The sequence below is a fragment of the Streptomyces sp. NPDC088147 genome, assembly GCF_044741565.1.
Taxonomy (GTDB): Bacteria; Actinomycetota; Actinomycetes; order Streptomycetales; family Streptomycetaceae; genus Streptomyces.
This window is the reverse complement of the sequence record NZ_JBIUSY010000001.1, coordinates 21,716-47,591: the sequence shown is the minus strand read 5'-3', so window position 1 is coordinate 47,591 and position 25,876 is coordinate 21,716. Positions and strand designations below refer to the sequence as shown.

The 25,876-nt window shown below is 69.8% G+C and carries 25 protein-coding genes and 2 pseudogenes; 14 read left to right on the top strand and 13 right to left on the bottom strand.

Annotation, left to right across the window (positions count from 1 at the left end):
- Window positions 1-203: 203 nt before the first annotated feature.
- A complete protein-coding gene (locus ACIOGX_RS00275; RefSeq protein ID WP_401908820.1) occupies window positions 204-623 on the bottom strand; it encodes a diadenosine tetraphosphate hydrolase in 420 nt (139 codons plus the stop codon).
- Window positions 624-1,218: 595 nt separating this feature from the next.
- Window positions 1,219-1,698: pseudogene (locus ACIOGX_RS00270) on the bottom strand (transposase); the annotation flags it as partial.
- A 130-nt stretch (window positions 1,699-1,828) separates the two neighbouring features.
- On the opposite strand from ACIOGX_RS00270, the gene ACIOGX_RS00265 reads away from it, so the two are divergent.
- Entirely contained in the window at window positions 1,829-2,641 is an 813-nt protein-coding gene (locus tag ACIOGX_RS00265; RefSeq protein WP_401908818.1) for a hypothetical protein, read from the top strand.
- Here the strand turns inward: ACIOGX_RS00265 and ACIOGX_RS00260 are convergent.
- From ACIOGX_RS00260 to ACIOGX_RS00250, 3 genes are read right to left on the bottom strand one after another with little or no spacing between them, the layout of a single operon-like run.
- Window positions 2,622-3,974, bottom strand: coding sequence for an ATP-binding protein (locus ACIOGX_RS00260; protein ID WP_401908816.1), 1,353 nt, complete (start codon window positions 3,972-3,974; stop codon window positions 2,622-2,624). The genes ACIOGX_RS00265 and ACIOGX_RS00260 overlap by 20 nt on opposite strands.
- Window positions 3,971-4,645, bottom strand: a complete 675-nt coding sequence (locus ACIOGX_RS00255) for a response regulator transcription factor (protein WP_401908814.1) — start codon at window positions 4,643-4,645, stop codon at window positions 3,971-3,973. The genes ACIOGX_RS00260 and ACIOGX_RS00255 overlap by 4 nt, the downstream gene beginning before the upstream one ends.
- Window positions 4,639-5,955 (bottom strand): sensor histidine kinase, encoded by a 1,317-nt coding sequence (locus ACIOGX_RS00250; RefSeq protein ID WP_401908812.1) that lies wholly within the window; start codon window positions 5,953-5,955, stop codon window positions 4,639-4,641. Before ACIOGX_RS00250 ends, ACIOGX_RS00255 begins: the two co-directional genes overlap by 7 nt.
- Window positions 5,956-6,115: 160 nt before the next feature.
- Between ACIOGX_RS00250 and ACIOGX_RS00245 the strand changes: the two genes are divergently transcribed.
- The 5 genes from ACIOGX_RS00245 to ACIOGX_RS00225 are packed head-to-tail and all read left to right on the top strand — an operon-like array spanning window position 6,116 to window position 11,586.
- Window positions 6,116-6,715 (top strand): hypothetical protein, encoded by a 600-nt coding sequence (locus ACIOGX_RS00245; protein WP_401908810.1) that lies wholly within the window; start codon window positions 6,116-6,118, stop codon window positions 6,713-6,715.
- On the top strand, window positions 6,712-7,401 hold the full coding sequence (locus ACIOGX_RS00240) for an ATP-binding cassette domain-containing protein (RefSeq protein WP_356518313.1): 690 nt from the start codon (window positions 6,712-6,714) through the stop codon (window positions 7,399-7,401). Before ACIOGX_RS00245 ends, ACIOGX_RS00240 begins: the two co-directional genes overlap by 4 nt.
- Complete coding sequence (locus tag ACIOGX_RS00235) at window positions 7,398-8,096, top strand: ABC transporter ATP-binding protein (protein ID WP_401758130.1); 699 nt, start codon at window positions 7,398-7,400, stop codon at window positions 8,094-8,096. Before ACIOGX_RS00240 ends, ACIOGX_RS00235 begins: the two co-directional genes overlap by 4 nt.
- Window positions 8,093-10,765, top strand: coding sequence for an FtsX-like permease family protein (locus ACIOGX_RS00230; protein ID WP_401908807.1), 2,673 nt, complete (start codon window positions 8,093-8,095; stop codon window positions 10,763-10,765). The genes ACIOGX_RS00235 and ACIOGX_RS00230 overlap by 4 nt, the downstream gene beginning before the upstream one ends.
- A 56-nt stretch (window positions 10,766-10,821) precedes the next feature.
- On the top strand, window positions 10,822-11,586 hold the full coding sequence (locus tag ACIOGX_RS00225) for a response regulator transcription factor (RefSeq protein ID WP_401908805.1): 765 nt from the start codon (window positions 10,822-10,824) through the stop codon (window positions 11,584-11,586).
- A 278-nt stretch (window positions 11,587-11,864) separates the two neighbouring features.
- Here ACIOGX_RS00225 and ACIOGX_RS00220 read toward each other — a convergent pair whose 3' ends face one another.
- Window positions 11,865-12,602, bottom strand: a complete 738-nt coding sequence (locus tag ACIOGX_RS00220; RefSeq protein ID WP_401908803.1) for an SDR family NAD(P)-dependent oxidoreductase — start codon at window positions 12,600-12,602, stop codon at window positions 11,865-11,867.
- A gap of 132 nt (window positions 12,603-12,734) precedes the next feature.
- Between ACIOGX_RS00220 and ACIOGX_RS00215 the strand changes: the two genes are divergently transcribed.
- Window positions 12,735-13,382 (top strand): TetR/AcrR family transcriptional regulator, encoded by a 648-nt coding sequence (locus tag ACIOGX_RS00215; RefSeq protein WP_401908801.1) that lies wholly within the window; start codon window positions 12,735-12,737, stop codon window positions 13,380-13,382.
- Between the two features lie 29 nt (window positions 13,383-13,411).
- Here the strand turns inward: ACIOGX_RS00215 and ACIOGX_RS00210 are convergent, their stop codons facing one another.
- The gene (locus ACIOGX_RS00210; protein WP_401908799.1) at window positions 13,412-14,779 is read right to left on the bottom strand and encodes a sensor histidine kinase; all 1,368 of its coding nucleotides are present in this window, start codon (window positions 14,777-14,779) and stop codon (window positions 13,412-13,414) included.
- 81 nt (window positions 14,780-14,860) lie between these two features.
- Window positions 14,861-15,538 carry a response regulator transcription factor gene (locus tag ACIOGX_RS00205; RefSeq protein WP_401908797.1) on the bottom strand — a complete coding sequence of 226 codons (678 nt, stop codon included), beginning with the start codon at window positions 15,536-15,538 and terminating at the stop codon, window positions 14,861-14,863.
- A 349-nt stretch (window positions 15,539-15,887) separates the two neighbouring features.
- Between ACIOGX_RS00205 and ACIOGX_RS00200 the strand changes: the two genes are divergently transcribed.
- Window positions 15,888-17,015 (top strand): AbrB family transcriptional regulator, encoded by a 1,128-nt coding sequence (locus ACIOGX_RS00200; protein WP_401908795.1) that lies wholly within the window; start codon window positions 15,888-15,890, stop codon window positions 17,013-17,015.
- Between the two features lie 372 nt (window positions 17,016-17,387).
- Here ACIOGX_RS00200 and ACIOGX_RS00195 read toward each other — a convergent pair.
- From ACIOGX_RS00195 to ACIOGX_RS00180, 4 genes and pseudogenes are all read right to left on the bottom strand, one after another.
- Window positions 17,388-18,134, bottom strand: a pseudogene (locus ACIOGX_RS00195) (transposase family protein).
- Window positions 18,135-18,467: 333 nt separating this feature from the next.
- Window positions 18,468-19,358, bottom strand: a complete 891-nt coding sequence (locus ACIOGX_RS00190) for a TIGR03619 family F420-dependent LLM class oxidoreductase (RefSeq protein WP_401908792.1) — start codon at window positions 19,356-19,358, stop codon at window positions 18,468-18,470.
- 34 nt (window positions 19,359-19,392) lie between these two features.
- Window positions 19,393-20,016, bottom strand: coding sequence for an NADPH-dependent F420 reductase (locus ACIOGX_RS00185; RefSeq protein WP_401908789.1), 624 nt, complete (start codon window positions 20,014-20,016; stop codon window positions 19,393-19,395).
- A gap of 33 nt (window positions 20,017-20,049) precedes the next feature.
- Window positions 20,050-20,784 (bottom strand): SDR family oxidoreductase, encoded by a 735-nt coding sequence (locus tag ACIOGX_RS00180; RefSeq protein ID WP_356518300.1) that lies wholly within the window; start codon window positions 20,782-20,784, stop codon window positions 20,050-20,052.
- A gap of 143 nt (window positions 20,785-20,927) precedes the next feature.
- Between ACIOGX_RS00180 and ACIOGX_RS00175 the strand changes: the two genes are divergently transcribed.
- The gene (locus tag ACIOGX_RS00175) at window positions 20,928-21,539 is read left to right on the top strand and encodes a TetR/AcrR family transcriptional regulator (protein WP_401908786.1); all 612 of its coding nucleotides are present in this window, start codon (window positions 20,928-20,930) and stop codon (window positions 21,537-21,539) included.
- Between the two features lie 338 nt (window positions 21,540-21,877).
- Window positions 21,878-22,759, top strand: a complete 882-nt coding sequence (locus ACIOGX_RS00170) for an SDR family NAD(P)-dependent oxidoreductase (RefSeq protein ID WP_401908784.1) — start codon at window positions 21,878-21,880, stop codon at window positions 22,757-22,759.
- A 510-nt stretch (window positions 22,760-23,269) separates the two neighbouring features.
- On the opposite strand, the gene ACIOGX_RS00165 is transcribed toward ACIOGX_RS00170, so the two are convergent.
- Window positions 23,270-23,638: a low affinity iron permease family protein gene (locus ACIOGX_RS00165; protein WP_387014307.1), complete on the bottom strand. Its 369-nt coding sequence runs from the start codon at window positions 23,636-23,638 to the stop codon at window positions 23,270-23,272.
- A gap of 398 nt (window positions 23,639-24,036) precedes the next feature.
- Here ACIOGX_RS00165 and ACIOGX_RS00160 point away from each other — a divergent pair, with 398 nt between their 5' ends.
- The 4 genes from ACIOGX_RS00160 (at window position 24,037) to ACIOGX_RS00145 (ending at window position 25,854) form a co-directional block, all read left to right on the top strand.
- The gene (locus tag ACIOGX_RS00160) at window positions 24,037-24,333 is read left to right on the top strand and encodes a gas vesicle protein (RefSeq protein ID WP_384770566.1); all 297 of its coding nucleotides are present in this window, start codon (window positions 24,037-24,039) and stop codon (window positions 24,331-24,333) included.
- A 64-nt stretch (window positions 24,334-24,397) separates the two neighbouring features.
- Window positions 24,398-24,856 carry a gas vesicle structural protein GvpA gene (locus tag ACIOGX_RS00155; protein WP_401908779.1) on the top strand — a complete coding sequence of 153 codons (459 nt, stop codon included), beginning with the start codon at window positions 24,398-24,400 and terminating at the stop codon, window positions 24,854-24,856.
- 3 nt (window positions 24,857-24,859) lie between these two features.
- On the top strand, window positions 24,860-25,573 hold the full coding sequence (locus tag ACIOGX_RS00150) for a GvpL/GvpF family gas vesicle protein (protein WP_401908777.1): 714 nt from the start codon (window positions 24,860-24,862) through the stop codon (window positions 25,571-25,573).
- 23 nt (window positions 25,574-25,596) lie between these two features.
- On the top strand, window positions 25,597-25,854 hold the full coding sequence (locus tag ACIOGX_RS00145) for a gas vesicle protein GvpG (protein WP_356518293.1): 258 nt from the start codon (window positions 25,597-25,599) through the stop codon (window positions 25,852-25,854).
- Window positions 25,855-25,876 lie beyond the last annotated feature (22 nt).

Below are 25,876 nucleotides of genomic sequence, written 5' to 3'. Positions count from 1 at the left end.
GTCGGTCCGGGACGCCCCTCCGGGTCCGGCCGCTCCTCCGGTCGGCCGTGGGAGCGGACTCTGCTCACTGGTTCTGCGCATTTCCCGGTGTCCGGCTTCCAGCGCCGCCGGTCCGGGGCGCGTCGGATTCTCATCGCGTCGTGCTGATCAGTGTTGCCAGTCGGTTTCGCCGCCTGCGCAGGCGGGTTCGGGGCTCGCGGCAGTCAGGTCACCGAGCGCAACTGGTCGAGTTCGCCGCTGATCGTATCCCGCAGCACGTCATGCTGCGGACCGAGCCTGAACTGCTCGTCACTCCACCGTTCGCGCGGATAGAGCCATACCGGAGCACTCACCACATCGGCCGGCTCCCAGTTGAACCGCGGCCAGATATGCGCATGCAGGAACGGGTCCGTGTTCCCCAGGATCTCCAGATTGACCCGTCGGAAGGCCGGGTCCAGCCGTCGGCAGGTACGCTCGACCGCTTCACCGAGCTGGTCCATGTCGGACAGGAACGACATCCGCTTCGGCCTCGGCAGGTCCGACAGCCGCTGCACATCCGGTTCGTCGACGAGAAGAACCGAGTAGCCCGGCAGGAACTGCACATTTCCGATCGCCGCGAACGCCGACGTCAACCGTCGCAGCATGGCAGGACGCGTACGTGCCTTCCCCGACGCCACGAGGTTCTCCGACATCGCCAACGAGGTCTGTGGCCTGGCCGGTGAACGGACCGAGGAAGCCTGCTTGTGCTCCGCGGGACACAAGCTCCGGCAGCTACGGTCCGCGCGAGACCACGGTCCGGGCGACGATTGATCACTGCCGGAACGTGAGTTGCTCAAGCTCGGAGCCGCGTCGTGTGCTTCCGGCTCCGTGGCCACGGGTGCCTCTTGGGCGATGGTCAGGGCAGGGCGCGGCCGTCGGGTTCGGTGAGGGTATGCCGGCCCACGGGGCGGCCGTGTGCGCCGACGGGCAGGTTGAGGCCCAGGCGCAGCGAGCCCGTGGCCGGCGGGGGGCGCTTCCGCCGGCGGCCGGGTGGCCATGCGACGCTCGGTCATCATCCGGCTGATTCCTTGTCAAGTCGATGTGTTCAAGGCGATGGGCCTTCCAAGGATGCCGTTGCTCCTGTGACTGATTCCCCATGACCGTTGTCAAGCGTCGGAGGTGCCTACTGGGCCCTGCCGATCGCACGCCGGAACCTTGCCCATAGAGAGGTCGGCAAGGTGATGTCAGTGGCTTCGTCCGGAGCCGGCGGTGGTAGCGGTGTGGCCGGCGCATGCTGCCGCTGATGCGACCGGAGTCCCTTGGGACCGGTACGAGTCCGGCGACGCCGGCGAGTCGGCCCGAGCTGCCGGCGGCGTCCATGTCCCCACCGGTGCAGGCGATGAACTCCGCCCCCAGCAACGGGCCCATGCCGGGCATGCTGAGGACCACTTCCGCGTGGCGGTGCTCGCGGAAACGGACAGCGATCTGTGCGTCGATTTCAGCGATCTCGTCGTCCAGCGCCAACACCGCCCTGGCCAAGGTGTTGACCACGGCCGCGGCATTTCTCACCCCGGCCACGGAGGTGTGCTGGGCCTTTGCCGCGGTGACGGCCGCGTCAGCCATGGCCGGGGCGCCCCGGACTTTGCAGTTCCTCAGCCAGGTCGCGAGCCGGCTCGGGCAGACCCGGCGCAGGCCAGCTGGCGTTTGGTAGCCGGTCAGCAGGAGAAGCGCCGCTTTGGAGGCGGGACACACCTGCGCCACCGCGAGAGACATCTCCTGCTCCTGGCCCCGTCGGCCAGGTTGATCCTGCTGTTCACCGGGGTTGACGTGGTCAGGATGTGTTCAGGTACGTCTTGGGAGTGTCGCTTCCATGACTACCCACACACATGCGGCCCGGTCGCGAGCCCGGCTTCGGCAGATGGCGAACAAGGTTCCCGAGGTCACCCTGCACTTCTGGGTGATCAAAGTGCTCTGCACGACGGTGGGTGAGACCGCCGCGGATCTCCTGAATGTTGACCTCGGTCTGGGGCTGGTCACCACCTCGTACGTCATGGGCGGTCTGCTGGCCGTCGCTCTGGTCGTCCAGTTCCGCGCCCGGACCTATGTGCCGTGGGTGTACTGGCTCGCCGTGGTGCTGATCAGCGTGGTCGGTACGCTGATCACGGACAATCTCACCGACAGCCTCGGGGTCCCGCTGGAGACGACGACGGTGGTGTTCGCCGTGGCCCTCGCCGTCACCTTCGCCGCCTGGTATCTGAGTGAGCGGACTCTGTCGATCCACACCATCCGGACAGGCCGCAGGGAAGCGTACTACTGGCTCGCGATCCTGTTCACGTTCGCCCTGGGCACCGCGGCCGGGGATCTGACCGCCGAGCGGCTCAACGTGGGGTACTGGTTGTCCGCCGTCCTGTTCGCCGGTCTGATCGCCGTCGTGGCCGTCGCCCACCACTGGTTGGACCTCAACGCCGTGTGGTCGTTCTGGATCGCCTACGTGCTGACCCGGCCGCTCGGCGCCTCGCTCGGCGACTACCTGTCCCAGCCGGGTGCCGACGGCGGTCTCGGGCTCGGCGCGGTCGCCACCAGCATCCTGTTCCTCGCGGTCATTCTCGGCCTGGTCGTCTATCTGTCCCGCACCAATCGGGACGTGGCGGACGCGGACCGGGTCAGCCCGCGGGCAGGCTGACCGCGAACGACGTGCCGGGGCCCGCGCCGGACAGCGCGATGTCCCCGCCCGCGGCGCGGGCCAGACGTCTGGCAAGCGCCAGGCCGAGGCCCGCGCCGTCGTGGCCGTCGCCGGGATCCGCGCGACGGCCGGGCTCGAACAGCGAGGACCGGAACTCGTCGGGCACCCCTGGCCCGTCGTCGCCGATGTACAGCGTGATTCTTCCGGTGCCCGCCATACATCTGACGGTCACCGCGTGCCGTGCGTAGCGGCGCGCGTTGTCCAGCAGGGGCGTCAGAATGCGCACGGCGACCTCCTCGGCGACGCCGATGTCCGCGTGCTCTCCCTCGATCGTCACGGTCAGGGAGTTGGTGACCCCGGCCCGGTCCCGTCCGACCAGTTGGTGGATCACATCGGGGAAGCGGCAGCGGCCGGGGGCAGGCGACTCGCGGGTGCGGACCTCGGAGAGCAGGGAATCGCAGATCTGCCGCATCGTCGCCGCGGCGCCTGCGATGGCCTCGTGGGAAGTCCGCAGCTCGGCGGCGTCGCGAGGCCGCCGATTCAGCCAGTCGGTCTCGGCGATGACGCGGGCCAGCGGGGTGCGCAGTTCGTGTGACAACTCGGCCGCCTGGTGTTGTTCGTGGCGCAGGACGGCGGCCAGCCGGTCCAGCAGTACGTCCAGATTGGCGGCGAGCGCGCCGAGTTCGGCGGGCCGTCCGGCGGAGCCGAAGCGTTCGGGGGCGGCGGATTCGCTCCATCGCGCGGCCTGGTCGCTCATCGCGGCGACGGGTCGCAGAGCGCGCTTGACCACCAGCCGGGTGAGGAGATAGATGCCACCCAGCAGGGCCACGGCCAGTGCGACGGACGCCACGAGCGCCGCGTCGGCCGTGCTGCGATACGGGTCCAGGCTCACCGACGCCACGACTGTCCCCGCCTGGCCAGAGCCGTCCGCCTTCGCGACGGGGAGCGCGTACAGGCGCCAAGGGCCGGTGCCCGAACCGTCGGCGAAGACATTGCTCTTGCCGGCCAGCGCATCCGCCTGTCGCCGGGGTGGACCGGACGCGCCGGGGGGCGTCTCGACGGGCTGTCGGCCCTGATAGATCCATACACCGGTGTCCAGTGTCCGGTCCTGTGTGGGCTCCCGGACGGTGAGCCGGCCGTCCGGCCGGGCCTCGACGGTGGCGCCGACCGCTTCCGCGCGGGTGCGCACCACGTCGTCGGCCTGCTGGCGGAGCTGGTCGTCCAGGGCGAGGTTGAACACGGTCGTGAGGACCGCGACCCACAGGGCGCCGGCGACCAGGGCCATCAGCGCGAGACGGCCTCGCAGGGTGGGGGCGGCGCGAAGGCGTCTCATGCGAAACGGTATCCGATCCCTCGGACCGTATGGATACGGTGCGGACAGTTCGCCTCGCGCAGCTTCCGCCGCAACCTGGTGAGGTACTGGTCGAGCGTGTTGTCGCTGACCCGCGCGCCCTCCGGCCAGCCTGCCCGCAGGAGCGCTCGCCGTTCGATGGCGGCGCCGGGCTCCGCCATCAGACGGGCGAGGAGCCGGAATTCGGTGGGTGTGAGGGCGACGGGGCGATCGTGGACGCTCAGTTCGTGCCGGAACGGGTCCAGGCGGAGCGCGCCCGTGTCGTCGGTGACGACCTTCGAGGAGCTTGCGCGGCTCAGTACGGCGCGCAGCCGCGCGGCGAGTTCGCTCAGATGGAAGGGCTTGACCAGATAGTCGTCGCCGCCGGACGCGAAGCCGGAGAGTCGGTCCGTGAGGTTCCCGCGGGCGGTCAGGAAGATCACCGGGGCGGTGATGCCCGCACCGCGCATGGCCTGGCACACGTCCCGGCCGTCGGAGTCGGGCAGCCCGATGTCCAGTACCACCGCGTCCACGGACCGGTCGGCCGTGCGCAGGGCGACGGCACCGTCGGGGGCGGTCACGACGTCGAAGTCCTCGTCGCGCAGGCCGCGGGCCAGCACGTCGCGAAGGCCGTGATCGTCCTCGACGATCAGGACGCGGGCGCGCGTCACCATATCGGTCCCGCTTCTGGAGGATCCGCCGACGGGGCGGGGAGCAGCAGGGTGAAGCACGTGGGCGCTCGTCGGGTCAGGCTGAGCCGTGCACCCGTACTGTCGGCGAGATCGGTGGCGAGGGAGAGTCCGATGCCTTGTCCCTGACCGGTGGTGGTGCCGCGCTCGAAGAGCTCCGCCGTGTCGGTGGTGAGGCGGCCCTCGTCGCCGACGTCGACGGCCAGGGCGTCGCCGATCTCGCGGAGAGTCACCGTGACCGTTCCGCTGCCGTGCCGCCGTGCGTTGTCCAGGAGGATGTCGAGGATCTGGGCGGTGGTGCGGCCGGGGACGGTCAGCGCGGCGACCGCTTGGTCGATGACGAGGTCGAGTCGGCGGCCGTCCAGGGCGAGCGGTCCGTGCCAGCGGGTCTCGGCGTGCTCCAGCAGTGCGCCGACCGGGCGGCCGGCGGGGCGGGAGGCGGTCACGGCCGGTGCCCCGGCCAGCCGGAGGACCTCGTCGATGGTGTCCTGGAGGTACTGGGACCGTTCAAGCGCCTCCTCCAGCGCGGCGCGCGGGTCGGCGCCGGAGTCGTTGAGGGCCGTTTCCAGCCCCAGGCGCAGGCCGGTGAGCGGAGTGCGCAGCTGATGGGACGCATTGGCGGTGAAGTGCCTTTCACGCCGGAGGAGTTCGGACAGCCGCCACACCATCTCGTTGTGCGTACGGGCCACTTGGTCGATCTCGGCGACCCGGCTGCCCGCTGCCCTGGCGGTCAGGTCGCCGTCGGCGATCGCCTGTGACGTACGGGAGAGGGCTTCCAACGGCTCGCTCAGGGAACGTGCCCGCCGCCGGGCGACGAGGACGGCGACCCCCAGGGCCACCAGCACCACGCCCGCCAGGGCGGCCCACGCCAGCAGGACACGATTCCAGACACTCCCGGCACCGACCGAGGCACGGACCACCCCGACGACCCGTTCGTCCTGGGACACGGGCACCGCGGCCACCAGCTCGCCGCCGGTGTGCTCCTCGACCACGCCGTCGGCCACGGCCCGGCGGGTGACCGTGTCCGCTGTCCGTGGCCCGGTGCCCGCGCGCAGGCGCAGCTCGCCGTCGTAGACGCCGAGCCGTCCCTCGCCGGGTGGGGAGGGCAGTTCGACCGGGTCGCCCGCGGTGAATCCGGGACCGACCCGGACCGCGGCGGCCATCGCCGCACGCTCCAGCTCCCCACGTTCGTCGGCGAAGAACGACACCCGGATGGCGATGGCGAGCGGCACGACCAGCAGGGCGAGGGCGACGATCGCCGCCACCAGGGCCACCCGGACCACGTGCTGTCTCATGGTGTCCATCATGCGGCGCTTCACGGGCGCGGCGGGTTCGCGTCGGAAGGTTTTGCCGTCGTCTAACCGTGGGCGGGCCGAGCTCTTACCGGCCGATGCCTAGCGTCACGGCAACGGCAGTCGGCCTCACTCGTGGACACTCGTGAAGGGCACCATGATCATGCGACGCACCCTCGCTCTATCGCTCGCCGCTCTGGCACTGACCGCGGGAGGTGTCGCGGGCTGTGGCGGCTCCTCGCCGGGCGGCGGATCATCGAACGGCAGCACCGGCGCACCGGCTCCGGTCGAGTCCAATCCCGCCGGTGACATCCCCGACGACCAGGCGTTCGTCACGTACACACCACCGGCCGGCGGCTTCACCGTCAAGGTGCCCGAGGGCTGGGCGCGCGGTACCAGCGGCGGTTCGACCGTCTTCACGGACAAGCTGAACAGGATCGAGATCGCCACCGTCGACACACCCGCGCCGCCGTCCCCCGATTCGGTGACGGCGGAGAAGGTGCCGGTTCTGCGCGAGAAGGTGCCCGCCTTCTCGCAGGGGAAGGCGTCGATGGTCACCCGCCATGCGGGTCAGGCTGTGCTGCTCACCTACCGGGGGGACAGCGCACCGGACGAGGTGACCGGCAAGACCGTCCACGACGCCTTCGAGCGGTACACCTTCTACCACCGGGGCCGGGAGGTCGATCTGACGTTGTCCGGGCCGGTCGGCGCCGACAACGTCGACCCCTGGCGCATCGTCTCCGATTCGCTGAGGTGGCGGTGACCACCGTGACGGCCCCGGACAGGTCGGGGACGGATGCGCTGCGGGCCAAGGATCTGTACCGGTTCTACCGGTCGGGAGAGGAGGAGACGCTGGCGCTGCGCGGGGTCGACCTGCGCGTCCGGTACGGGGAGAGCGTCGCGGTCATCGGGCCGTCCGGCTCCGGCAAGTCGACGCTGCTCGCCTGCCTGGCCGGGCTGGACGAGCCCGATGGCGGCGTCGTACACGTCGGCGGGGAACGGATCAGCCACCGGCCCGAGGCCGAACGGGCCCGGATGCGCGCCCGCCGTATCGGGGTCCTGTCGCAGTCCGGAAATCTCATCGCCCATCTGGACGTCCGTGCCAACATCCGCCTCGCCCGCAGAGCCACGCCCGGTACGGCCGGCCAATCGGTCGTCGAGCTGCTCGACCAGGTCGGGCTGGGCCACCGTGCCCGCGCCCTGCCACAGGAGCTGGCCGGCGGCGAACTCGCCCGCGCGGGACTGGCCGTAGCCCTGGCCAACGACCCGGACATCCTCCTCGCCGACGAACCGACCGGTGAACTCGACGGGGCGACGGAACAGCGCATCCTCGGCCTGCTGCGCTCCCGCGCCCTGGCGGGCGGCGGGGTGCTGTTGGTCACCCACAGTCCCGAGGCCGTGAAGATCGCCGACCGGGTCATCACCCTGCGCGACGGGAGAGCGTCATGAGCACCGCCGATCTGCTGGTCGACTGCCAGGACGCCGCCCGTACCTTCGGCAGCGGGCCGGCCGCCGTCGTGGCCGTGCACGGGGCGACCTGCCAGGTGCGCGCCGGGGACCGGATCGCGGTGACCGGTCCGTCCGGCTCCGGCAAATCGACCCTGCTGCATCTGCTCGCCGCCCTGGAGACGCCCACGGCCGGCACGGTCGACCGGCGCGGCGTCGGGGCGGGCGGGACCGGGGTCGTCTTCCAGGGGCCGAGCCTGATTCCGGCTCTCGACGTGGCCGAGAACACCGCACTCCCGCTGGTCCTGGCGGGCATCCCCGAAGGCGGGGCACGACTGCGGGCACTGGACGCCCTGACCCTGGTCGGCGCCGCGGATCTGGCCGGCAAGCTGCCGGAGGAGATCTCGGGCGGCCAATCGCAACGCGTCGCCGTCGCACGGGTGCTGGCCATGCGCCCCCGCCTCGTCCTCGCGGACGAACCCACCGGCCAGCTGGACCACGCGACCGGCCAGCGCGTCATCGACGTCCTCATCGCCGCCGCCGACGAGATCGGCGCCGCGCTGGTGGTCACCACCCACGACCCGGCGGTGGCCGGGCGGTTCGGCGAACGGTGGGAGATGCACGAAGGCCGTCTGCGACCCCGGCACGGTCCATCCGCAAGAGCCCGGGGAACGGCACACACGGAAGAAACCTCATGACTGTCACCAGCACTGTCACCACCTGGGTGGGCGGCCTGTTCCGCCACCACACCGGCCGCCTGTCGGCCACCATGTCCGGCATCGCCCTGGCCGTCGCTCTGGTGGCCTCGCTCGGCTCGTTCCTGACGGCGTCGAAGACGACCATGACCGACCGGGCCGTCAGCTCGGTCGCGGTGGACTGGCAGGTCGAAGTCCAGCCGGGCAGCGACCCGGAGACGGTACTGAAGACCGTACGGTCCGCGCACGGCGTGCGCGACGCGCAGAGCGTCGGCTTCGCCCGCAGCACGGGCTTCCGGGCCACCGGCGGGGGCAGTGTCCACGACACCGGACCTGGCGTGGTGCTGGGGCTGCCGGACACCTACCGGCAGACCTTCCCGCGCGAGATCCGCCAGCTCACCGGCGCGACGTCCGGGGTACTGATCGCCCAGCAGACCGCGGCGAACCTGCACGTGGGCCCCGGGGACACCGTCACCGTCAACCTGCCCGGCGCGAAGCCCGCCCAGGTGAAGGTGGCCGGCGTGGTGGACCTGCCGCAGGCCGACTCGCTGTTCCAGAAAGTCGGCGCGCCACCGCAGTCCCAGCCCAGCGCGCCGCCCGACAACGTACTGCTGCTTCCGACCCGGTCGTTCGACACCCTGACCGCCCCGGTCAAGGCGGCCGACCCGGCGGCCGTCACCACCCAGATCCATCTGACCCGCGACGCGCCGCTGCCCGCCGACCCCGCGGCCGCCTACACCTCGGACGCCGCCGCGGCGCGCAATCTGGAGGCCCGGACCACCGGCGGGGGTGTGGTCGGCGACAACCTCGGCGCGTCCCTCGACGCGGCCCGCCAGGACGCGCTGTACGCGCAGATCCTGTTCCTCTTCCTGGGCGTACCCGGGGCGGTGCTGGCCGCGCTGCTCACCGCGGCCGTCGCGGGCGCCGGGGCCGATCGGCGGCGCCGTGAGCAGGCCCTGCTGCGCACCCGCGGGCTCCGTCCGCGCCAGGTGGCCGCTCTGGCGGGCGCCGAGGCGGCCGTCCTCGGGGTGACGGGCGGGCTGCTGGGCCTCGGTGTCGCGGCCGTGGCGGGCCGGATCGCCTTCGGCACCGCCTCGTTCGGGGCGAGAGGGACCTCGGCCGGCGGCTGGTTCGCCCTCGCCCTGGTGCTCGGACTGCTGGTCGCGGCGGGCGCCGTCCTCGTGCCCGCGCTGCGTGACCTGCGCGGCGGTACGGTCGCGGCGGCCCGCCGCGTCGTCGGCCGGACACGCTCCCCGTGGTGGATGCGGTACGGCGTCGACCTGATCCTCCTCACCACCTCGCTTCTCGTCTTCCGGGCGTCCAGCGGCAATCAGTACGCGCTGGTCCTCGCCCCGGAGGGGGTGGCGAGCATCTCGGTGTCGTACTGGGCCTTCCTCGGCCCCGCCCTGCTCTGGTTCGGCTCCGCCCTGCTCCTCTGCCGGCTGGCCCTCCTGGTGCTCGCCCATGGCCGGGGGTTCGTGGCCCGGCTGACGCGTCCGCTGACCGGCACCCTCGCCGGGACGACGGCGGCGAGCATGGCCCGCCGCCGGCGCCCGCTGGCCCGCGCCGTCGTGCTGCTCGCACTCGCCATCGCCTTCGCCGCGTCCACCGCGACACTCAACTCCACCTACCGGCAGCAGGCCGAGGTCGACGCCCAGCTCACCAACGGCGCCGACGTCACCGTCACCGAATCCCCCGGCGTCAGCGTCGGCCCGGACGGGGGGAGCGCCCTCAAAACAGCGGGTGTACGTCACGTGGAACCGCTCCAGCACCGGTTCGCCTATGTCGGCGCCGACCTCCAGGACCTGTACGGAGTCCAGCCGGCGAGCATCGCGTCGGCGACCTCCCTCCAGGACGCCTACTTCGTCGGTGGCACCGCCAAGAGCCTCATGGACAAGCTCACCACCCATCCCGACTCGATCCTGGTCAGCCAGGAAACCGTCAAGGACTTTCAGCTCAGCCCCGGCGACACCCTGAATCTGCGGCTCCAGGACAGCCGTACGAAGTCGCTGCACACCGTCCCCTTCCACTACGAGGGAGTCGTGAAGGAATTCCCCACCGCACCCAAGGACAGCTTCTTCGTGGCGAACGCCTCGTACGTCGCCAAGACGACCGGCAGCGACGCGATCGGCGCGTTCCTGCTCGACACCTCGGGCACCGGCCAACAACGTGTCGCCGCCGAACTCCGCCACCGGCTGGGTACGAGCGCGACCGTCACCGACATCACGCACACACGCGCCACCGTCGGCTCCAGCCTCACCTCGGTCGACCTGGCCGGGCTCACCCGTATCGAACTCGGCTTCGCCGTGCTGCTGGCCGCCGCGTCCGGAGGCATAGTCCTGGCACTCGGTCTCGCGGAACGGCGCCGCACGTTCGCGCTGACGACCGTCCTCGGCGCCACCGGACGCCAGTTGCGCGGACTCGTCCTGAGCGAGGCGGTCGTCACGACCGTCGGCGGCCTGGCAGGCGGAGCACTCATCGGCTGGGCCCTGTCCCAGATGCTGGTGAAGGTCCTGACCGGCATCTTCGACCCGCCACCCGCGACGATCGCCGTCCCCTGGGGCTATCTGGCCCTCACCGCGGGCGCCGCGGCCGCGGCGATCGGCGGCTCGGCACTGAACGCCGCCCGGCGCTCCTCCCGGCCGCCCGTCGAAGAACTCCGGGACCTGTGAGAGCCCCCGGAACAGCGCCGGAACGACACGGGCGGCCCGCGCCTATGCTTCGGAATATGAGCCCGCCCGCACTCCACGAGGCGACCCGGGTCCTGGTCGTCGAGGACGACGACACGATCGGACGCCATCTGGACGCCGGACTGCGCGGTCACGGTTACGGCACCACCTGGTGCCGGACCGGACTGAGCGCGCTGGCCGAGATCCGGACGCGCACCTACTCCATCGTGCTCCTGGACCTGGGACTCCCCGACACCGACGGCGTCGACATCGCCCGCACCCTGCGGGCGGACTTCCCCGACGTACTGATCGTCATCCTCACCGCCCGAGGCGACGAGATCGACGTGATCGCCGGCCTCGACGCCGGGGCCGACGACTACCTCGTCAAACCCTTCACCCTCAGCGTCCTGCTGGCACGACTGCGCGCGCATCTGCGCCGCAGACCGCCGGCATCCGGCCGATGCGAGCGACCGATCCGCCTCGGCGACCTCACCGTGGACACCGCCGCCCGGCGCTGCCTGCTCGCCGGGCGGGACATCACCTTGCGCCCCAAGGAGTTCGAACTCCTCGCCGTCCTCGCTCGGCACGCGGGCGCCGCGGTGTCCCGCGAGACGCTCATGGCCCAGGTCTGGGACGAGAACTGGTTCGGCCCCACCAAGACACTCGACGTCACCCTGGCCTCACTGCGCCGCCGCCTGCACCAGGCATCGGCCGACACGCCCGACACCACACACCTGCCGACGATCACCACACTGCGCGGGCACGGCTACCGGCTCGACCACTCGGAGCCGGGGCCCGGGGCGACACAGGGCACGGGCGGCTGAGAGCACCACGCCGACCGCCCTGACGCGACAGCCTCGGCCGGCCGCGGACTCCGCTTCGGCGGCCGTCGCCGAAGGGGCTCGGCGTCGCCCGCGAGGGAGGTGTCGACGACGTCCTTGAACAGCGCGCGCTTGTTGCGGAAGACGGGCGACCACGTCCCCGACAGCTGCGCATGAACACGTGGTTGGCCGCGCGCCGCGGAGGTACGACCCCGGAGCGCGAGAGGTCCGGTGTTCGGGACGGGCGTGCGGGCCCCCGGACCGGGGCCCGCACGCCGTGCTCAGCGGGCCTGGTCGGTGGGCCGGATCAGAATCTCGTTGACGGCGACGTGCTCGGGCTGGGTGAGCGCGTACAGGACGGCGCCGGCGATGTCCTCGGACCGAAGGGTCCGCATGGACTCGGCCATGCCCTTCGCCGCGGCCTGCATGGCCGGGTCGGTGATGTGGCTGGTCAGCTCCGTCGCGACGAAGCCGGGCTCGACGACGATGACGCGTACGCCCTGTGTGGTGACCTCCTGCCGCAGGGCTTCGGAGAACGCGGTGATGCCGAACTTGGTCGCCGCGTACACACCACCGCCGGCCGAAGCGGTACGCCCCGAGGTCGAGGAGATCTGCACCACGGCGCCCTTGCTCCGGAGCAGGTGCCCCAGGGCGGCATGGACCGTGTACATCGACCCGAGCAGGTTGGTCTCGACCATGCGTGTCCACTCCGTGGTGTCCGCGTTCGTGATCATGCCGCTGAGCATGAGGCCCGCGTTGTTCACCAGGGCGTCGAGGGCTCCGAAGCGGTCGACTGTCGCCGTGATCGCGTCCTGTACCGACTGACGGTCGGTTACATCGAGGTCCAGGATCAGTACCTCGCCGGGGGCGTCCTGGGCGAGGGCCTTGAGCCGGTCGGTCCGGCGAGCCCCGACGGCCACCTTGGCGCCTGCCTTCGACAGGGCGAGAGCGGTGGCCTGGCCGATGCCCGAGGACGCGCCGGTGACCAGAACGGTCTTTCCTTCGAGGGTGTTGCTCATGTCGTTACCTTCCGGGGATGTGCGGAGCGCGGTCGATTTCCACAAAGTGACCGCCGGGTCATTTTGACCGTACAGTAAATATGACCGTGCGGTCATGTTGGGGTAGGCTCGCGACCGGCGGGGAGGTACGACATGACAGAGACAGCGGCGCCGGGCCGACGTGCCGACATGGTGCGCAACCGGCAGCTCTTGCTCCAGGCCGCGACCGCGACGTTCGCCGAGCTCGGCACGGAGGCGTCGATGGGGGAGATCGCCCACCGGGCCGGATTGGCCAAAGGCACCGTGTTCCGGCACTTCGCCTCGAAGGACGAACTGATCGCGGCGATCATGCTTCAGATGCTCGACCGGCTGATCGGCACGGCGGAGCGCCTTGCCGAGGAAGAGGACGCGACAGCGGCGCTCACCGCATTCATGACCGGCGGCGTCGAGGCGCTGGTCGCCGACCGCACGTTCTGCGAAGTGATCGGACAACCGTCACTGGAGGACTCCGGCGTACGGGACGCGATCGGCCGCCTCTGCGACGCGGCCGAGACGCTCACGGCCCGCGCACGTGAACAAGGCGCCATTCGCGGCGACATCACCGGAACCGACATCGTGCTGCTCCTCGCCGGCATCCACCAGACAGCGGCACCCCTGCTGGCGACGCAGCCGCACGCGTGGCGCCGCTACCTCCAACTCACCCTCGACGGGCTGCGCTCCACCGATGCCCGCGCGTTGCCGCACCCGCCGCGCCACCTGCACCTCAACGCCCACCTCGCAGACGACGAACTGTCTCTGTGATCGCCCCGCACCGTTGAGTGTGTTCGCTGTCAGTCTGGCCGGCCCGCCGGCGGCAGCCGGATCACCAGGCGGGCGCCGCCCAGACCGCCCTCTTCCTCCGGCGGGTCCTGATCGGCGCGGACAGTGCCACCGTGGGCGCTGACGACGGTGGCGACGATGGCGAGACCGAGACCCGAGCCGCCCGCCTCACGGGAGCGGGCTTCGTCAAGGCGCGTGAACCGTTCGAAGATCCGGGTGCGGTCCTCGGGCGGGATACCGGCTCCGTCGTCGCTGACGGTCAGTTCGACGGTACCGCCGTGTTCGGTGAGGGCGACCCGCACCTGATGAGCCGCGTGGCGGCGGGCATTGTCGAGGAGGTTGCGTACGACGCGACGCAGGGCCTCGGCGTCTCCCCGTACGCGGCCGGCCGAGACCCCGCGGGCGTCGACGCGGGTTCCGGTCAGGCCGTGCTGCCGACGGACCTCGGCGAGGACCACCTCGTCCAGGTCGACGACGGTGTGCGGCCTGCGCGGGGCGGGATCCTCACTTCTGGCCAGGGCCAGGAGATCCTCGACGAGATCGTGCAACCGCTCGGTGTCCTCCAGCAGAGCGGCCGCCACCAGGGGATCGCGCTCCGGATCGGGGTAGCGCGCCAGCACCTCCAGTTGGGCGCGGATCGCGGTGAGAGGGCTGCGCAGTTCATGCGCGGCGTCGGCGACGAAGCGGCTCTGGGCGGTGGAGGCCGCGTCGAGCCTGGCGAGCATGTCGTTGAGGGTGACCGCCAGAGCGTGGATCTCGTCCTGGGAGTCGGGCAGGTCCAGACGGCGGTGCCGGTCGGTCGCGCTGATGTCGGTGGCCTGGCGGCGCAGCGTATCGACGGGGCGCAGGGTGCGCCGGGCCGTGCGGGAGATCGTCCAGGCCACCAGGGCGACCAGCACCGGAATGCCGATGGCGAGCGCGGTGACGAGGCTGGAGAGCGTGCGCTCCGACTGGGCCAGGGAGACGGCCGCGACGATCGTGGCCGGGTGTCCGTCCACACGGACCGGCCGGGCTCTGACGCGGAAATCGCCTCCGTCGGCGATTCCCGCCAGGTTGTGCAGCGTCATGGGACGGCCGTCGAGGAGCCCCGAGGGCAGCGGATGAGGGAAACCACTGTGGCTTCCGGGCCGGACTTCGGAGTCGGAGCTCGCGAGCACGCGTCCTGAGGCATCCACTACCTGCACCACGTCCGCCTCACCACCGGTCGAGGGGATGAGGCCGCGCAACCGGCCATGCTCGGCCAGGGAAGAGACGTACGAAACACGCTGGACGGCGATGGCGTCCAGATCACGCCTGGTGGAGTACTGCAGCGCGAGGAGGAGACCTACGCCTGCCAGGATCGTCGCCGCGGCGACGATCGAGGTGGCCCACAGGGTCACCCGGGAACGCAACGTCAGTTGTGACCCGGCGAGGGGCCACCGGACGGCGGGTCCATGCGGGCGGAGGCGGAGCCGAGGCATTCAGCCGCCCTTCCCGTCCAGCCTGTAGCCCACGCCGCGCACGGTCTCGATGACGGCGCGGCCGAAGGGAGCGTCGATCTTGCGCCGCAGATAGCCGACATACACCTCGACGATGTTCGGATCACCCTCGAACCAGGCGTCCCAGACCTCGGTGAGGAGTTCGGTCTTGCTCACGACCGTGTCGGAGCGCTGCAGCAGATATTCCAGCAGGGCGAACTCACGCGGAGTGAGTTCGAGGAGGCTTTCGCCCCGGCCACAGCGGTGGGCACCGGGATCGAGCCACAGGTCGCCGGCGGTCAGCACGGCGGGCCGCTGGGGGGCGCTGCGGCGGAGCAGCGCGCGGACGCGGGCCAGCAGCACCACGAACGAGAAGGGCTTGCTCAGAAAGTCGTCGGCGCCCAGGTCGAGCGCGTCGGCCTCGTCGTACTCGCCGTCCTTCGCCGTCAGGATCAGTACGGGCGTCATGACATCGGACGAGCGCAGTGTCCGGCAGACGTCATAGCCGTTGCGTCCGGGAAGCATGAGGTCCAGCACGATCACCGCGTACTCGTTGCGCCGTGCGAGGAGCAGTCCCTTTTCGCCGTCCTCGGCAACGTCCACACCGAAACCCTCGGCGCGCAGACCGCGCTCGACCGCGGCGGCGATGTGCGGTTCGTCCTCGACCACCAGTACCCGCACCCGGATCTCCTCGTGCGTCGATCGGCGGGCACCAGCAGGAAGGCCGATCACCCCTTCCCGAGTGTAGGGAAAACCGAGGCCAAGGGCCCTTTCTGCTGGTCGGCCCGCGCACTCTCAGTGTGCTCTCAGGGGCGCCTCAGCATTCGCTCAGCTTCTCTCAGCTGCCGCACAGGCCGGACCCCGCACCGTGGAAACCCGCGACGCCCGCGGGGCCACCCGCGAGACCTGTCACCCCACGGCGAAAGGCGGCACAGTGATTCCGACGTCCGTGCACGAGCGGGAAAACGGAGATACGCGGGAACTCCCGCGGGCCCCCGCGCCGAAACCGGCCGGCGTACGACCGCGTTCCGTGCCCGAGCTGCGCTGGGCACTGATCATCGCGGGCGGGTACGCGGCCGGCGCCGTGGGCTCTGCCCTGGGTGTTCCCTCGCCGTATCTCCTGGCCTCTCTGCTGGTGGGCTCCGTCCTCGCGCTGTCGGGCCGGGTCCGCGACCGCCTTCCCGGACCCGCGAACCGGACGTCCCAGGCACTGGTCGGCGCGCTCATGGGCAGCCATCTGACGTCCTCCGCCCTGATGGCCGCGGCACCGTCCGCGCTGCCCCTCACCGCGGTCACGGCCGCCACGATCGGACTCAGTGTGGCCATCGCGTGGTTCCTCGCGCGCAAAGGGCGGATCAGCCGGCCGAGCGCGGTCCTCGGCATGATGCCGGGCGGTTCAGCCGGGATCGTGACCTGCGCCGATGAACTCAAGGCCGATGTACGGCTCGTCGCCTTCAACCAGTATCTGCGCGTGGGGCTCGTCGCGACGACCGCGCCGCTGCTCGCCCACTGGATGGCCGGCGGCTTGTCATCGGGCCCGGTCGGCGGCGGACCGGGATCCTGGCCGGGCCATGGCCTGTTCCATCTGGTCGCGGGGCCGGACCAGCTGACCGGTCTGCTGACGCTCGCCGCCGTTTCGGTTGCCGGCGTCCTGGCCGGGCGTCGGCTGCGCCTTCCCACGCCCGCGTTGATCGGGCCCATGCTCATCGCACTCGTCGCCACCATGAGCGGCGTCATCCCGGCATTCGCGCCGACCGGAATTCTTCAGGACGTCGTCTTCGTCCTCGTGGGCATGGACGTCGGGGTGCGCTTCACCCGCGACACGCTCCGACGCGTACGGGGACTGCTGCCGTCGATCCTCGCCGCGATGACGGCCGTATGCCTCGGCTGCGCCGGGATGGCGTGGATCTTCGCCAGGGCGACGGGCACTCCACTGATGGACGCCTATCTGGCCACCACCCCCGGAGGGATCAACGCGGTCCTCGCCGCGGCGGTCTCCTCCCACGGGGATGTCGCCCTGGTCTCGACCGTGCAGAGCCTGCGGCTCCTGGTCGTGATGCTGGTAACACCCATGATCATCCGACGGCTGACACCGAACCGGCCGAAGCCCGCCGGCATGACGGCGCCGGCGGGTGACCGGAGCCGTGTCCGGCGCTGAACCTCGGGTGACCGTGTGCATCAACAGCGCCGGTCGGAGCCCGCCCGCAGCGCTGTGCGCCGTTGTGCGGGTCGTTGAAGTCCAGAGTGACGTTCTTCGCGAGGGCACTGGCGTCCTTCGCCTCGACTTCCACATGCGCCGACGCCGGAGCGGCGAGAGCGACGGAGGCAGTCAGAGCGAGGACGGTGATGGCGGAGAGGCGACGCGCGGTGCGCGCCCGGGTGAATCGGGGCACAGGTAAGCATCCCCGGCCGACGGCACGGGCGTGTCCCGCGGAGGCCCTCGATCATGTCGGCCCGCGACAGCGTCGGCAGATGAGCCTGCATCCGCAGCTGCCGCATTCCTGGGCTTGTACTTCAACGATGACCGTTTTCAGCGTTGCCTCTCCAGGGTGAGGACAGCTTTGGCGATGACGGTCCTGCGGTTGGGGCTGATGCGGGATCCGCGGAAGATCTGCCAGGATTTCAGCCGTGCCATACCGCGTTCGACCGGTGCCCTCGCCGCGGCCAGGGTCCGGTTGACGGTGCGCTGGGTGAGGGGCAGTTCACCGCCCCGTGGGCGTTTGAGTCCGGTGGTCACCCAGGGGCCGGCGCCCTGGTAGGCGCGGTCGGCGAGGACCGGGACGCCCTGGCGTTCGCAGATCCGGATGACGCAGTGATTGCGGGCCGCTGTCAGGTCGTGAGTGCGGCCCGGCGGCGCGGGCGAGATCCACAGCACCTCACCAGCGCGATCCGTGACGACCTGCACGTTCACGCCGTGACGGCGATGCTCGGCCGAGCAGTCCGCCCGGCTGTCGCCGACGCGGTCGCACTCGGCGAGAGTGCCGTCCAGCAGGACGAACTCCGGATCACGCTCGCGCAGAGTCTTGAGCAGGCCCGGGGCCCGTTCGGCGAGCAGATCGGTCACGGCGGTCACATACGCGTGGACGGTGCCGACGGATACCCCCAAGCCGGACTCGATCCGGGAGGGTGTCGTGGCGGTGAAGGTACACCAGGGCAACGAGCGCGCGCTGATGCGGCGGGAGTTTGCACCGCCGGTCACCCTCGCGGTGACGATGAGCATCGTGACCCACTCGACCAGGGCATGCGGAAGGTCGAGTGCGGCGGGATAGAGGACCAACAGGGCTCCTCTGCCGATGGGTTGGGACTTCGAACACGTCCTCCAACGGCACGGGAGCCCTGTCCGTTGCGGCCTTCCGGTCGATGCGGTCAGTCTCGTCCAATCAGTGGCCTCGTGGAGAAGGCTCAGTGATCACCTAACCGAATACGGGCCCGGGGCCCACCCGCGGAGGGCACCCGTCGGGAGACCCGAATCGAAAGGCCACGCGATGTCCGCGCGTACCCATTCACCTTCCTGAAGTGACGTGACGAGCCCAACAGGGAAGGCTCCGACGGCCGCGTTCCCGACGGGTAACCAGGCGAGGACGTCCTTGGTCGTCCTGCTCTTGGGTGGTCACAACCGACCGGTGCGCGCGATCACCTGTCCGGCGAAGTCAAGCATCTGGTCAAGGTCGGGGAACGGTGCGAAGGCGTCCACGAACGCCTCGTCCGCACCGGATTCCGCCAAGCGCTTGAGCTTGTCGGCCAGCGAATCAACGGACGTGCCCGGTTCGAGGTTGATACGTATGGCCTTCTTCAGTGTGTCGGGATCGCGGCCAGCCTCCTGCGCCGCCTGGCGCGCGAGCGACCACAAGCGGCCGGCGACCTCGTCCGGCAGGAAATCGATCCCGAGCCAGCCGGTGGCGCTGCGGCCCACCCGGCGCATCGCGGCCTCGCTGGTGCCGCCGATCCAGATGGGCGGCCCCCCTGCTCGCACCGGTCGCAGGTCGGCGTGGACCGGCGGCAGCGAGAAGAACTCGCTGTCCCAGGAAACCGGGTTGGTCGTCCACCACTCGTGCAGGAACGCCAGCAAGTCATCGAGCATCCGCCCGCGCCGGTGCCAGTCCGCGCTGCGGGAGATGTCGTGCTCGTCCTTCATCCACCCGAGTCCCACGCCGACTTCGAGACGGCCGTCGCTGAGCACGTCGAGTGTGGTCAGCATCCGGGCCAGGTGCGGTGGCTCCCAGTAGAAGGTGCTGAGCGTGCTGGCATTCAGCCGCACCCGGCTGGTCGCCGTCGCGGCGACGGTCCACAGCAGCACCGGGTCGAGGTAACGCTTCATCTGCGGCGGGTACGGCTGCTCTTTGCCCGGATAGACGCTGTGCATATCGACCGGCTGGACCAGGCGATCGCCGACCCACAACGTGTCGTAGCCAAGATCCTCGATCCCGCGGCAGAACGTGCCCAGGCCGGCTGCGCTACTGATGGCGGGCCCGATTATGGGAAGTGTGAAACCAAGCTTCATGGCGAGCCCCTTCGGTGTTCCGTCAACCGTCTGGTCAGACGGGAAGCTCGGTGATGCCGAGCGCGAAGTCCAGGTTCCCCACCCCATGGTTGGCGAGGCCCACCGTGACCACGCCCGCTCCCTCCAGCCAGTGCGCCATCCTCAGGCCGCCGACGTCCAGCGGGCGCATCCCGAGGCTCTCGATGAACGCCCCCACACTCGCCTTGGCCTGCGCGTCATCGCCGGCCAGGAAGACGTCGGGTCGGCCCTTCTCCAGAACGTGGCGGAAGACGGTGTTGAACGCCTTCACCACGCTGGCGCCAGCAGGTACCGCCTTGGCGACTTCCTGCGCGATCGAGGTCTCCTCGCGGTGGGCCAGCCCGTCGAAGGTGGAGTTGAAGGGGTTGCTGATGTCGACGATGACCTTGCCTGCGAGAGCGTCGCCGTACTGGGCGATGGTCGGCACGACGCCGTCGTACAGCAGGGCCACGATGACGATGTCCCCGGCCGGGGCGGTGCCCCACTCGCCTGTCGTGGTGCCGCCGCCGAGATCCCGGGCCAGGTCGGTGGCCTTGGGCTGATCGCGGCCCATGACCTCGACGGTGTTGCCGCCCGTTATCGCCCGTGCGCCGATGGTGCGGGCCATGTTGCCGGTGCCGATGATGCTGATGCTGCTCATGAGATGTCCTGCCCTGGTGGTGTGTGGTTCGGTTCAGATGGCGGTGGTGCCACCGTCGGCGACGAGTTCCATGCCGTTGACGTAGCTGGAGTCGTCGGAGGCGAGGAAGAGGGCGGCGGTGGCGATTTCGTCGGGGCGGCCCATCTGGCCGCGGGGGATGAGGGACTCGAACTGGCGCTTGGTGGCCTCGTCGAAGAGCTCTTCCTGCTTGGCGGTGGCGACCTGGCCGGGGGTCAGGACGTTGACGCGGATGCGGCGGTCCTTGAGCTCGTTGAGCCAGACGCGGGCCCATGCCTGCTGGACGGCCTTGCTGCCGGCGTAGACGCTCCAGCCGGGGAAGGCGCCGAGGGAGGCGTTGGAGCCGGTCATGAGGATGGAGCCGCCGTCGTTGAAGAGCGGAAGGGCCTTCTGGACGGTGAACAGGGTGCCGCGGGCGTTGAGCCCGAACCAGGTGTCGAACTGGGCCTCGGTGATCTCGCCGAGCGGAGCGGGCTCGCCCCCTCCGGCGCTGGCCCACAGCACGTCGAGGCTTCCCTTCTCCCGCTTGACGGTGTCGTACAGGCGGTCCAGATCGTCCAGGTCGGCGGCGTCGCCCTGGACGCCGGTGACGTTGCGGCCGATCTGCTTCACGGCCTCGTCCAGGGCGTCCCGGCGGCGGCCGGTGATGAAGACGTGCGCGCCCTCGTTGACGAACAGCTTCGCGCCGGCCAGCGCCATGCCGGTGGTGCCGCCGGTGATGACCGCGACCTTGCCGTCGAGCTTTCCCATCGTCATTCCCTTGAGTCGGTGGTGCCGTATGTACCTGGGGCGGCGCGTTAAGTACACCGCCCTGTGTGCTTACGGTACGGGGCGTGCGGCCCGTACGCAAACTATGTACACCGGTCGTTACCTAGCTGCGGTACGATGAAGCCATGACGGAGTTGGAGAAGGGCCCCACGGGCCGCCGCCGCGGCCGGGGCGCCCGCGAACGCATCCTCGGCGCGGCCCAGCAGCTGTTCCGCGAGCAGGGCATCAACCGCACCGGCATGAACGAGCTCTGCGCGGCCGCCGAGGTGTCCAAGCGCACGGCCTACCAGCACTTCGCCGGCAAGGACGAACTCGTCGCCGAGTACCTACGCCGGTTCGACCCTTCCGTTCTGTCGGGCGTGTTCGACCGCACCGACCTCACCCCCCGCGAACGGCTCCTCGCCGCCTTCGACATCCCCCCCACCACCCCCCTGTGCCCCTACATCGGCGCTGCCGTCGAACTCCACGACCCCCAGCACCCCGCGTCCCGGTACGCGAGCGACTACAAGAAGGCCGTCGCCGCGCGGCTCGCCGACACCGCCCGCGAAGCCGGCGCCGCCGACCCCGAGCAGCTCGGCGAGCAGCTCGCGCTGCTCATCGATGGCGCCGCGGCCCGCACCCGGGTACTCAATGCCGATGCCTTCCCCGCCGCCGCCGCCATCGCCGCCGTCCTCATCGACAACGCTCTCCCCGCCACTGCGGGCCACGACCGCCGACGGGAGGAAGTGTCGAGTTGACCTGGCACTCCGGCCGGGCTGAACTGGTTGCCGGTCACGCTGCTGCACCCGCTGGTACGCGACACCAGCCGCCCGGCACCTGGCCCGGACCTGTCGGCTTCACGGAACTGGCCGCCCGTTGAAGGCCGCAGTGGAAGCCGCCGGGGAGACCGGCGACCCGCAAGGATCCGGCGCCGTGGTCGGCCGGGTAGACGCTTGCCCGGCACGCTGCCGTAGTGGCTGAACAGCCTACGCGTTCTTCCGGACAGCTCAATGGCGCCGGGGACTTGTCCGTTGCGGACTCACCCTCACCCCGCCACCGACACCCGATCGGTGGCCACGCTGAAAAAGGCTCACTGATGCCCTTGCGTTGCAGGACACGGTGGTTGGGCACATCGTCGACGCGGAGTTCTGCAAGCACCCGTACCCCGGAGGGCACCCGGGCGCGGGCGGCGGTTTCGGTGGGTCAACGGAGCAGTCGACCTCGTCTCCGGCGAGGACGACAGCGGGAATGGCGTGTGTTGCCAGGCGCTTCTGCCCGTCGGCGTCGAGGCGTTCGAGCACGGTGTGCCAGATGTGGAGGGGGCGCCGGCGCGGTATTCGAGGCGTTGGAGTTTGGAGGGAGCCGACCTTCGAGAGGCGAACCTGCAGCACGCCAAGCCGGCTACCTCGAGGAGATCACGCCCGCGCGGATGCGCTGGCAGATCGAGACCAACCTCTTCGGCCCGATGAACGTCACCCGCGCCGCCCTGCCCACACTGCGCAAGCAGCGCGTCGGCCACATCATCACGCTTTCCTCCTCCGCCGGTCTGATCGGCCAGGAGTTCTGCGTCGCCTACCTAGCCTCCAAGTTCGGCGTCGAGGGCTGGATGGAATCCCTGCGCTACGACGTCGAGCCCTACAACATCCACACCACGGTCGTGGAGCCCGGCTTCTTCCGCACCGAGCTCCTCGTGGACGACTCCACCATCTGGCCCGAGCCGACCATCGACGACTACGCGGAGCGCACCACGGCCACCGTCGCGGCCTGGAAGAGCATGAACGGCCGGCAGACCGGCGACCCCGCCAAGCTCGCCCGCGCCCTGCTCACCATCGCAGGGCAGAGCAAGCCCCCGCAGCGCTTCGTCGCGGGCGCCGACGCCATCGAAGGCGTGACAGCCAAGGCCCAGGAACTCCTCGCACAGGCCGAAGCCTCCCGCGAACTCGGCGGCAACCTGGGCGACGACGACACCCACGCCTGAACGCCCCGAGCGGGCACCCGGTCACGCTGCCGCGCGAACAGCGGCGTCCGCACTCTCTTCGTAGAAGGCACGATGGAGATCCTCCAGTCCGCAGGTCGGCACCTGCGGCTACTCCACGACACGCTGCCGGATTTGAACCCGCCTCGTCAGTGGCGACCATGAGCCGAGCCCGTCCACGAGCAGAACGCTCCGGCGGCGGCGATCGAGCAGCGCCAGTAGCAGGACTCTTCGCAGACGCGGAGGAGGGACGACGATCACGCACTCATCATTTCAGGACGCTATTGAATGCAACTTTTTGTGGTTTGAGAGCGGGTGTGAATCCTCAGTATCTCGTGCCGGGCTTCTCTGCAATGCACTCAGCTCATGGTGATGCGGAGAACTCGCCTTGGATGACTCGATACGCAGGGCGGCCCCGACGGTTTCTGTCGGGGCCGCCCTCCGTTCTGCCCGACTACTGGGGGCTGATACCCGGAGGCCGGGGACTGAGGAACGGACGGGCGGCGGACGTCATCAGGTGTCGTCCTCGATCTTTTTCGCCTCCCGGAGATCGCGCACGGCTGTTCCCGGCCTGCCTTCCCGGGTTTCGAGGAGCGCGGCGGCTATAGCGTCCAGTTTCAGCTGAATGGCGTGCTCCGCGCGGCGCTCGGAGTTCTTCAGCAGGGCCAGGAGCAGGAGCGTCACGGCGGTCATCGACTCGCCGGCGAGCAGCAGCCAGGTCACATCAAGCTTGGCGAGGTGCGCGCCGATGACGATGCCGACGAGGACCATGCAGACGCCGAAGAACGCCGGTGAGCTGGTGAAGTTGGAGACGTACTCCGCCAGGCGGGCGAACCGTCCGGGCCTGTCGCCACCACGGTTCGCAGGATGTTGAAGGCTCATGAGGGTCGACCGTACGGCACGGTCCGCGGCGCGACTCGGCAGAGCAGGCGCAGAACCCGTCGCCGTGGCTCACAGACGGACGTGGGCTCTCCTCGCCGAATTTCGTCCAGAGGACGGGCGGTCCTCGGGGCCGGACCGATCCGGCTCGCCGGATGAGGAGATTTACCGGGCAGTCGGTGACGGGCGTTCCTCGCGAAGTCGCCTTTCTCCGTGCTTCGTTGAGCAAAAGAACGGGCTCCACGGGCTTCGGTCGATGAGGTCGGCCGGAATTCGCTGTGCTTTCTCTCACGCATACGTTCGGATCGGAGGGGCACTCGCAGTCACACCACGAACGGTGGCCGGCGAAATTTACCGGACGGCCCGCGAGGAAGTCCGGACGACGTATGACAGGCGGGAACATGGTGACCACCGACAGCAAGGACGGCGAGGAGAAGCAGACGCGTATCGATATCTCGACGGCGATGCGCAAAGCAGTCGGACAACTCGCCGAACTTCTCCAGCGCGAGCCCGGTTCCGTGTCCGCTCTGAAGGCTACGGACGACGGGTGGACCGCGGATGTGGAAGTCGTCGAGATCGAGAAGATCCCCGACACCACAAGCGTTATGGCTTCCTACCGCGTCTCGCTCGGCGATCAGGGCCGGCTCGTGGGCTACGAACGAATTCGCCGGTATTCACGGGGGCAGGTCGACCGCTGAGTCGCGTCCACCACCGTGATCGGACCGGATCATGTGACACAACTCATTGGAAGGAAGGCCGACGATGAGTCTCGTTCAACAGAGCAACGCCTCAAGCGGTGGGAGCGGATCGGGAAATCTCTACGATGTTCTCGAGCTGATTCTCGACAGGGGGCTCGTCATCGATGCCTTCGTTCGCGTTTCGATCGTGGGCATCGAGATCCTCAAGATCGATGTGCGTGTCGTGGTCGCCAGTGTCGACACGTATCTGCGATTCGCCGAGGCGTGCAACCGGCTGGACCTCGAATCGGGCCGCAAGGCCCCGACGCAGCTGACCGACATCGTCGGGGACACGGTCGAGAGCGGAGCCAAAGGCAAGTCGAAAGGAGCGCTGACGGGCGCGGTGGAAGCCATCAGCGATTCATTCCAGGGCAGTCGTGGCGACTCCGGCTCCGACGACGACAAGGAGCGGGAGAAGCGGCCGGCGCGCAAGACCGCTTCGTCCAGCAGCAGCCGCCGTACCGCTCAGCGCAGGGAGGAATAGCCGATGCCCACATACATCTACGCCATCACCTCGGCCGACCATCCCCTGCGGTTGGAGGGACTCAGCGGCATCGGTGACCCGCCGTCCGTCCTGCGCGCCGTCAAGACGGAGACGCTGGGCGCCGTTGTCAGCGACACTCCGCCGGGCCTGCGCGCCAAGCGCCGTGATCTCGTCGCGCACCAGAGCGTGCTGGAGCGGCTGATGGCCGACGGCGCCGCGCTGCCGATGAGGTTCGGGCTCGTCGGCCCCGACGACGATCAGGTTCTCACTGCGCTGGAAGCGGAACGGGACAGCTATATGACACGTCTCGCGGAGCTCGACGGGTGCCTGGAGTACAACCTGAAGGTCGCGCGGGCGGAGGAGAGCCTGCTGCGGGAAATACTCGCCGCATCCGACGAAGTGCGCCGGCTGAGCGAGTACACACGGCAGAACCCTGGGGCACAGGACGAGAAGATGATGCTCGGCGAGCGTGTTTCGCAGGAGATCCAGATCCGTCAGAGCGCGGTGGCGGGCGACATCCTCGGCGTGCTGGCTCCGTCGGCGGAACGCAGCTCCGAGGCCGATCCCGCCAAGGCCCATTTCCTGAACGTCTCCTTCTTGGTGAAGCGTGACGGGGCCGCGGTGTTCTCACAGGCTGTGCACGAAGAGGCGGAACGCCGGGGTGACGACTACGAGTTCACCCTGAGTGGGCCGTTGCCTCCTTACAGTTTCGTCTGACTTTCGCTGACGGGGGGATCCCCATGGGCCTCTTCACGCACATTCTCACCCTTCCCCTCGCGCCTGTGCGAGGCGCCATCTGGGTTCTCGACCAGGCGGTGCTCGCGGCGGAAAGGGAGTATTACGACCCCGATCCGGTGCGCAAGGAACTGGCCGACCTGGAGAAGGAGCTGCTGAGCGGCGGAATTACCGAAGAAGAATTCGATCGGCGTGAGGACGCGCTGCTGGACAGGCTCGACGAGATCGAGGCGCACCAGCGACGCCTGAGGGCCGATACCTGATACGGAGAGAATGAGGTGACGA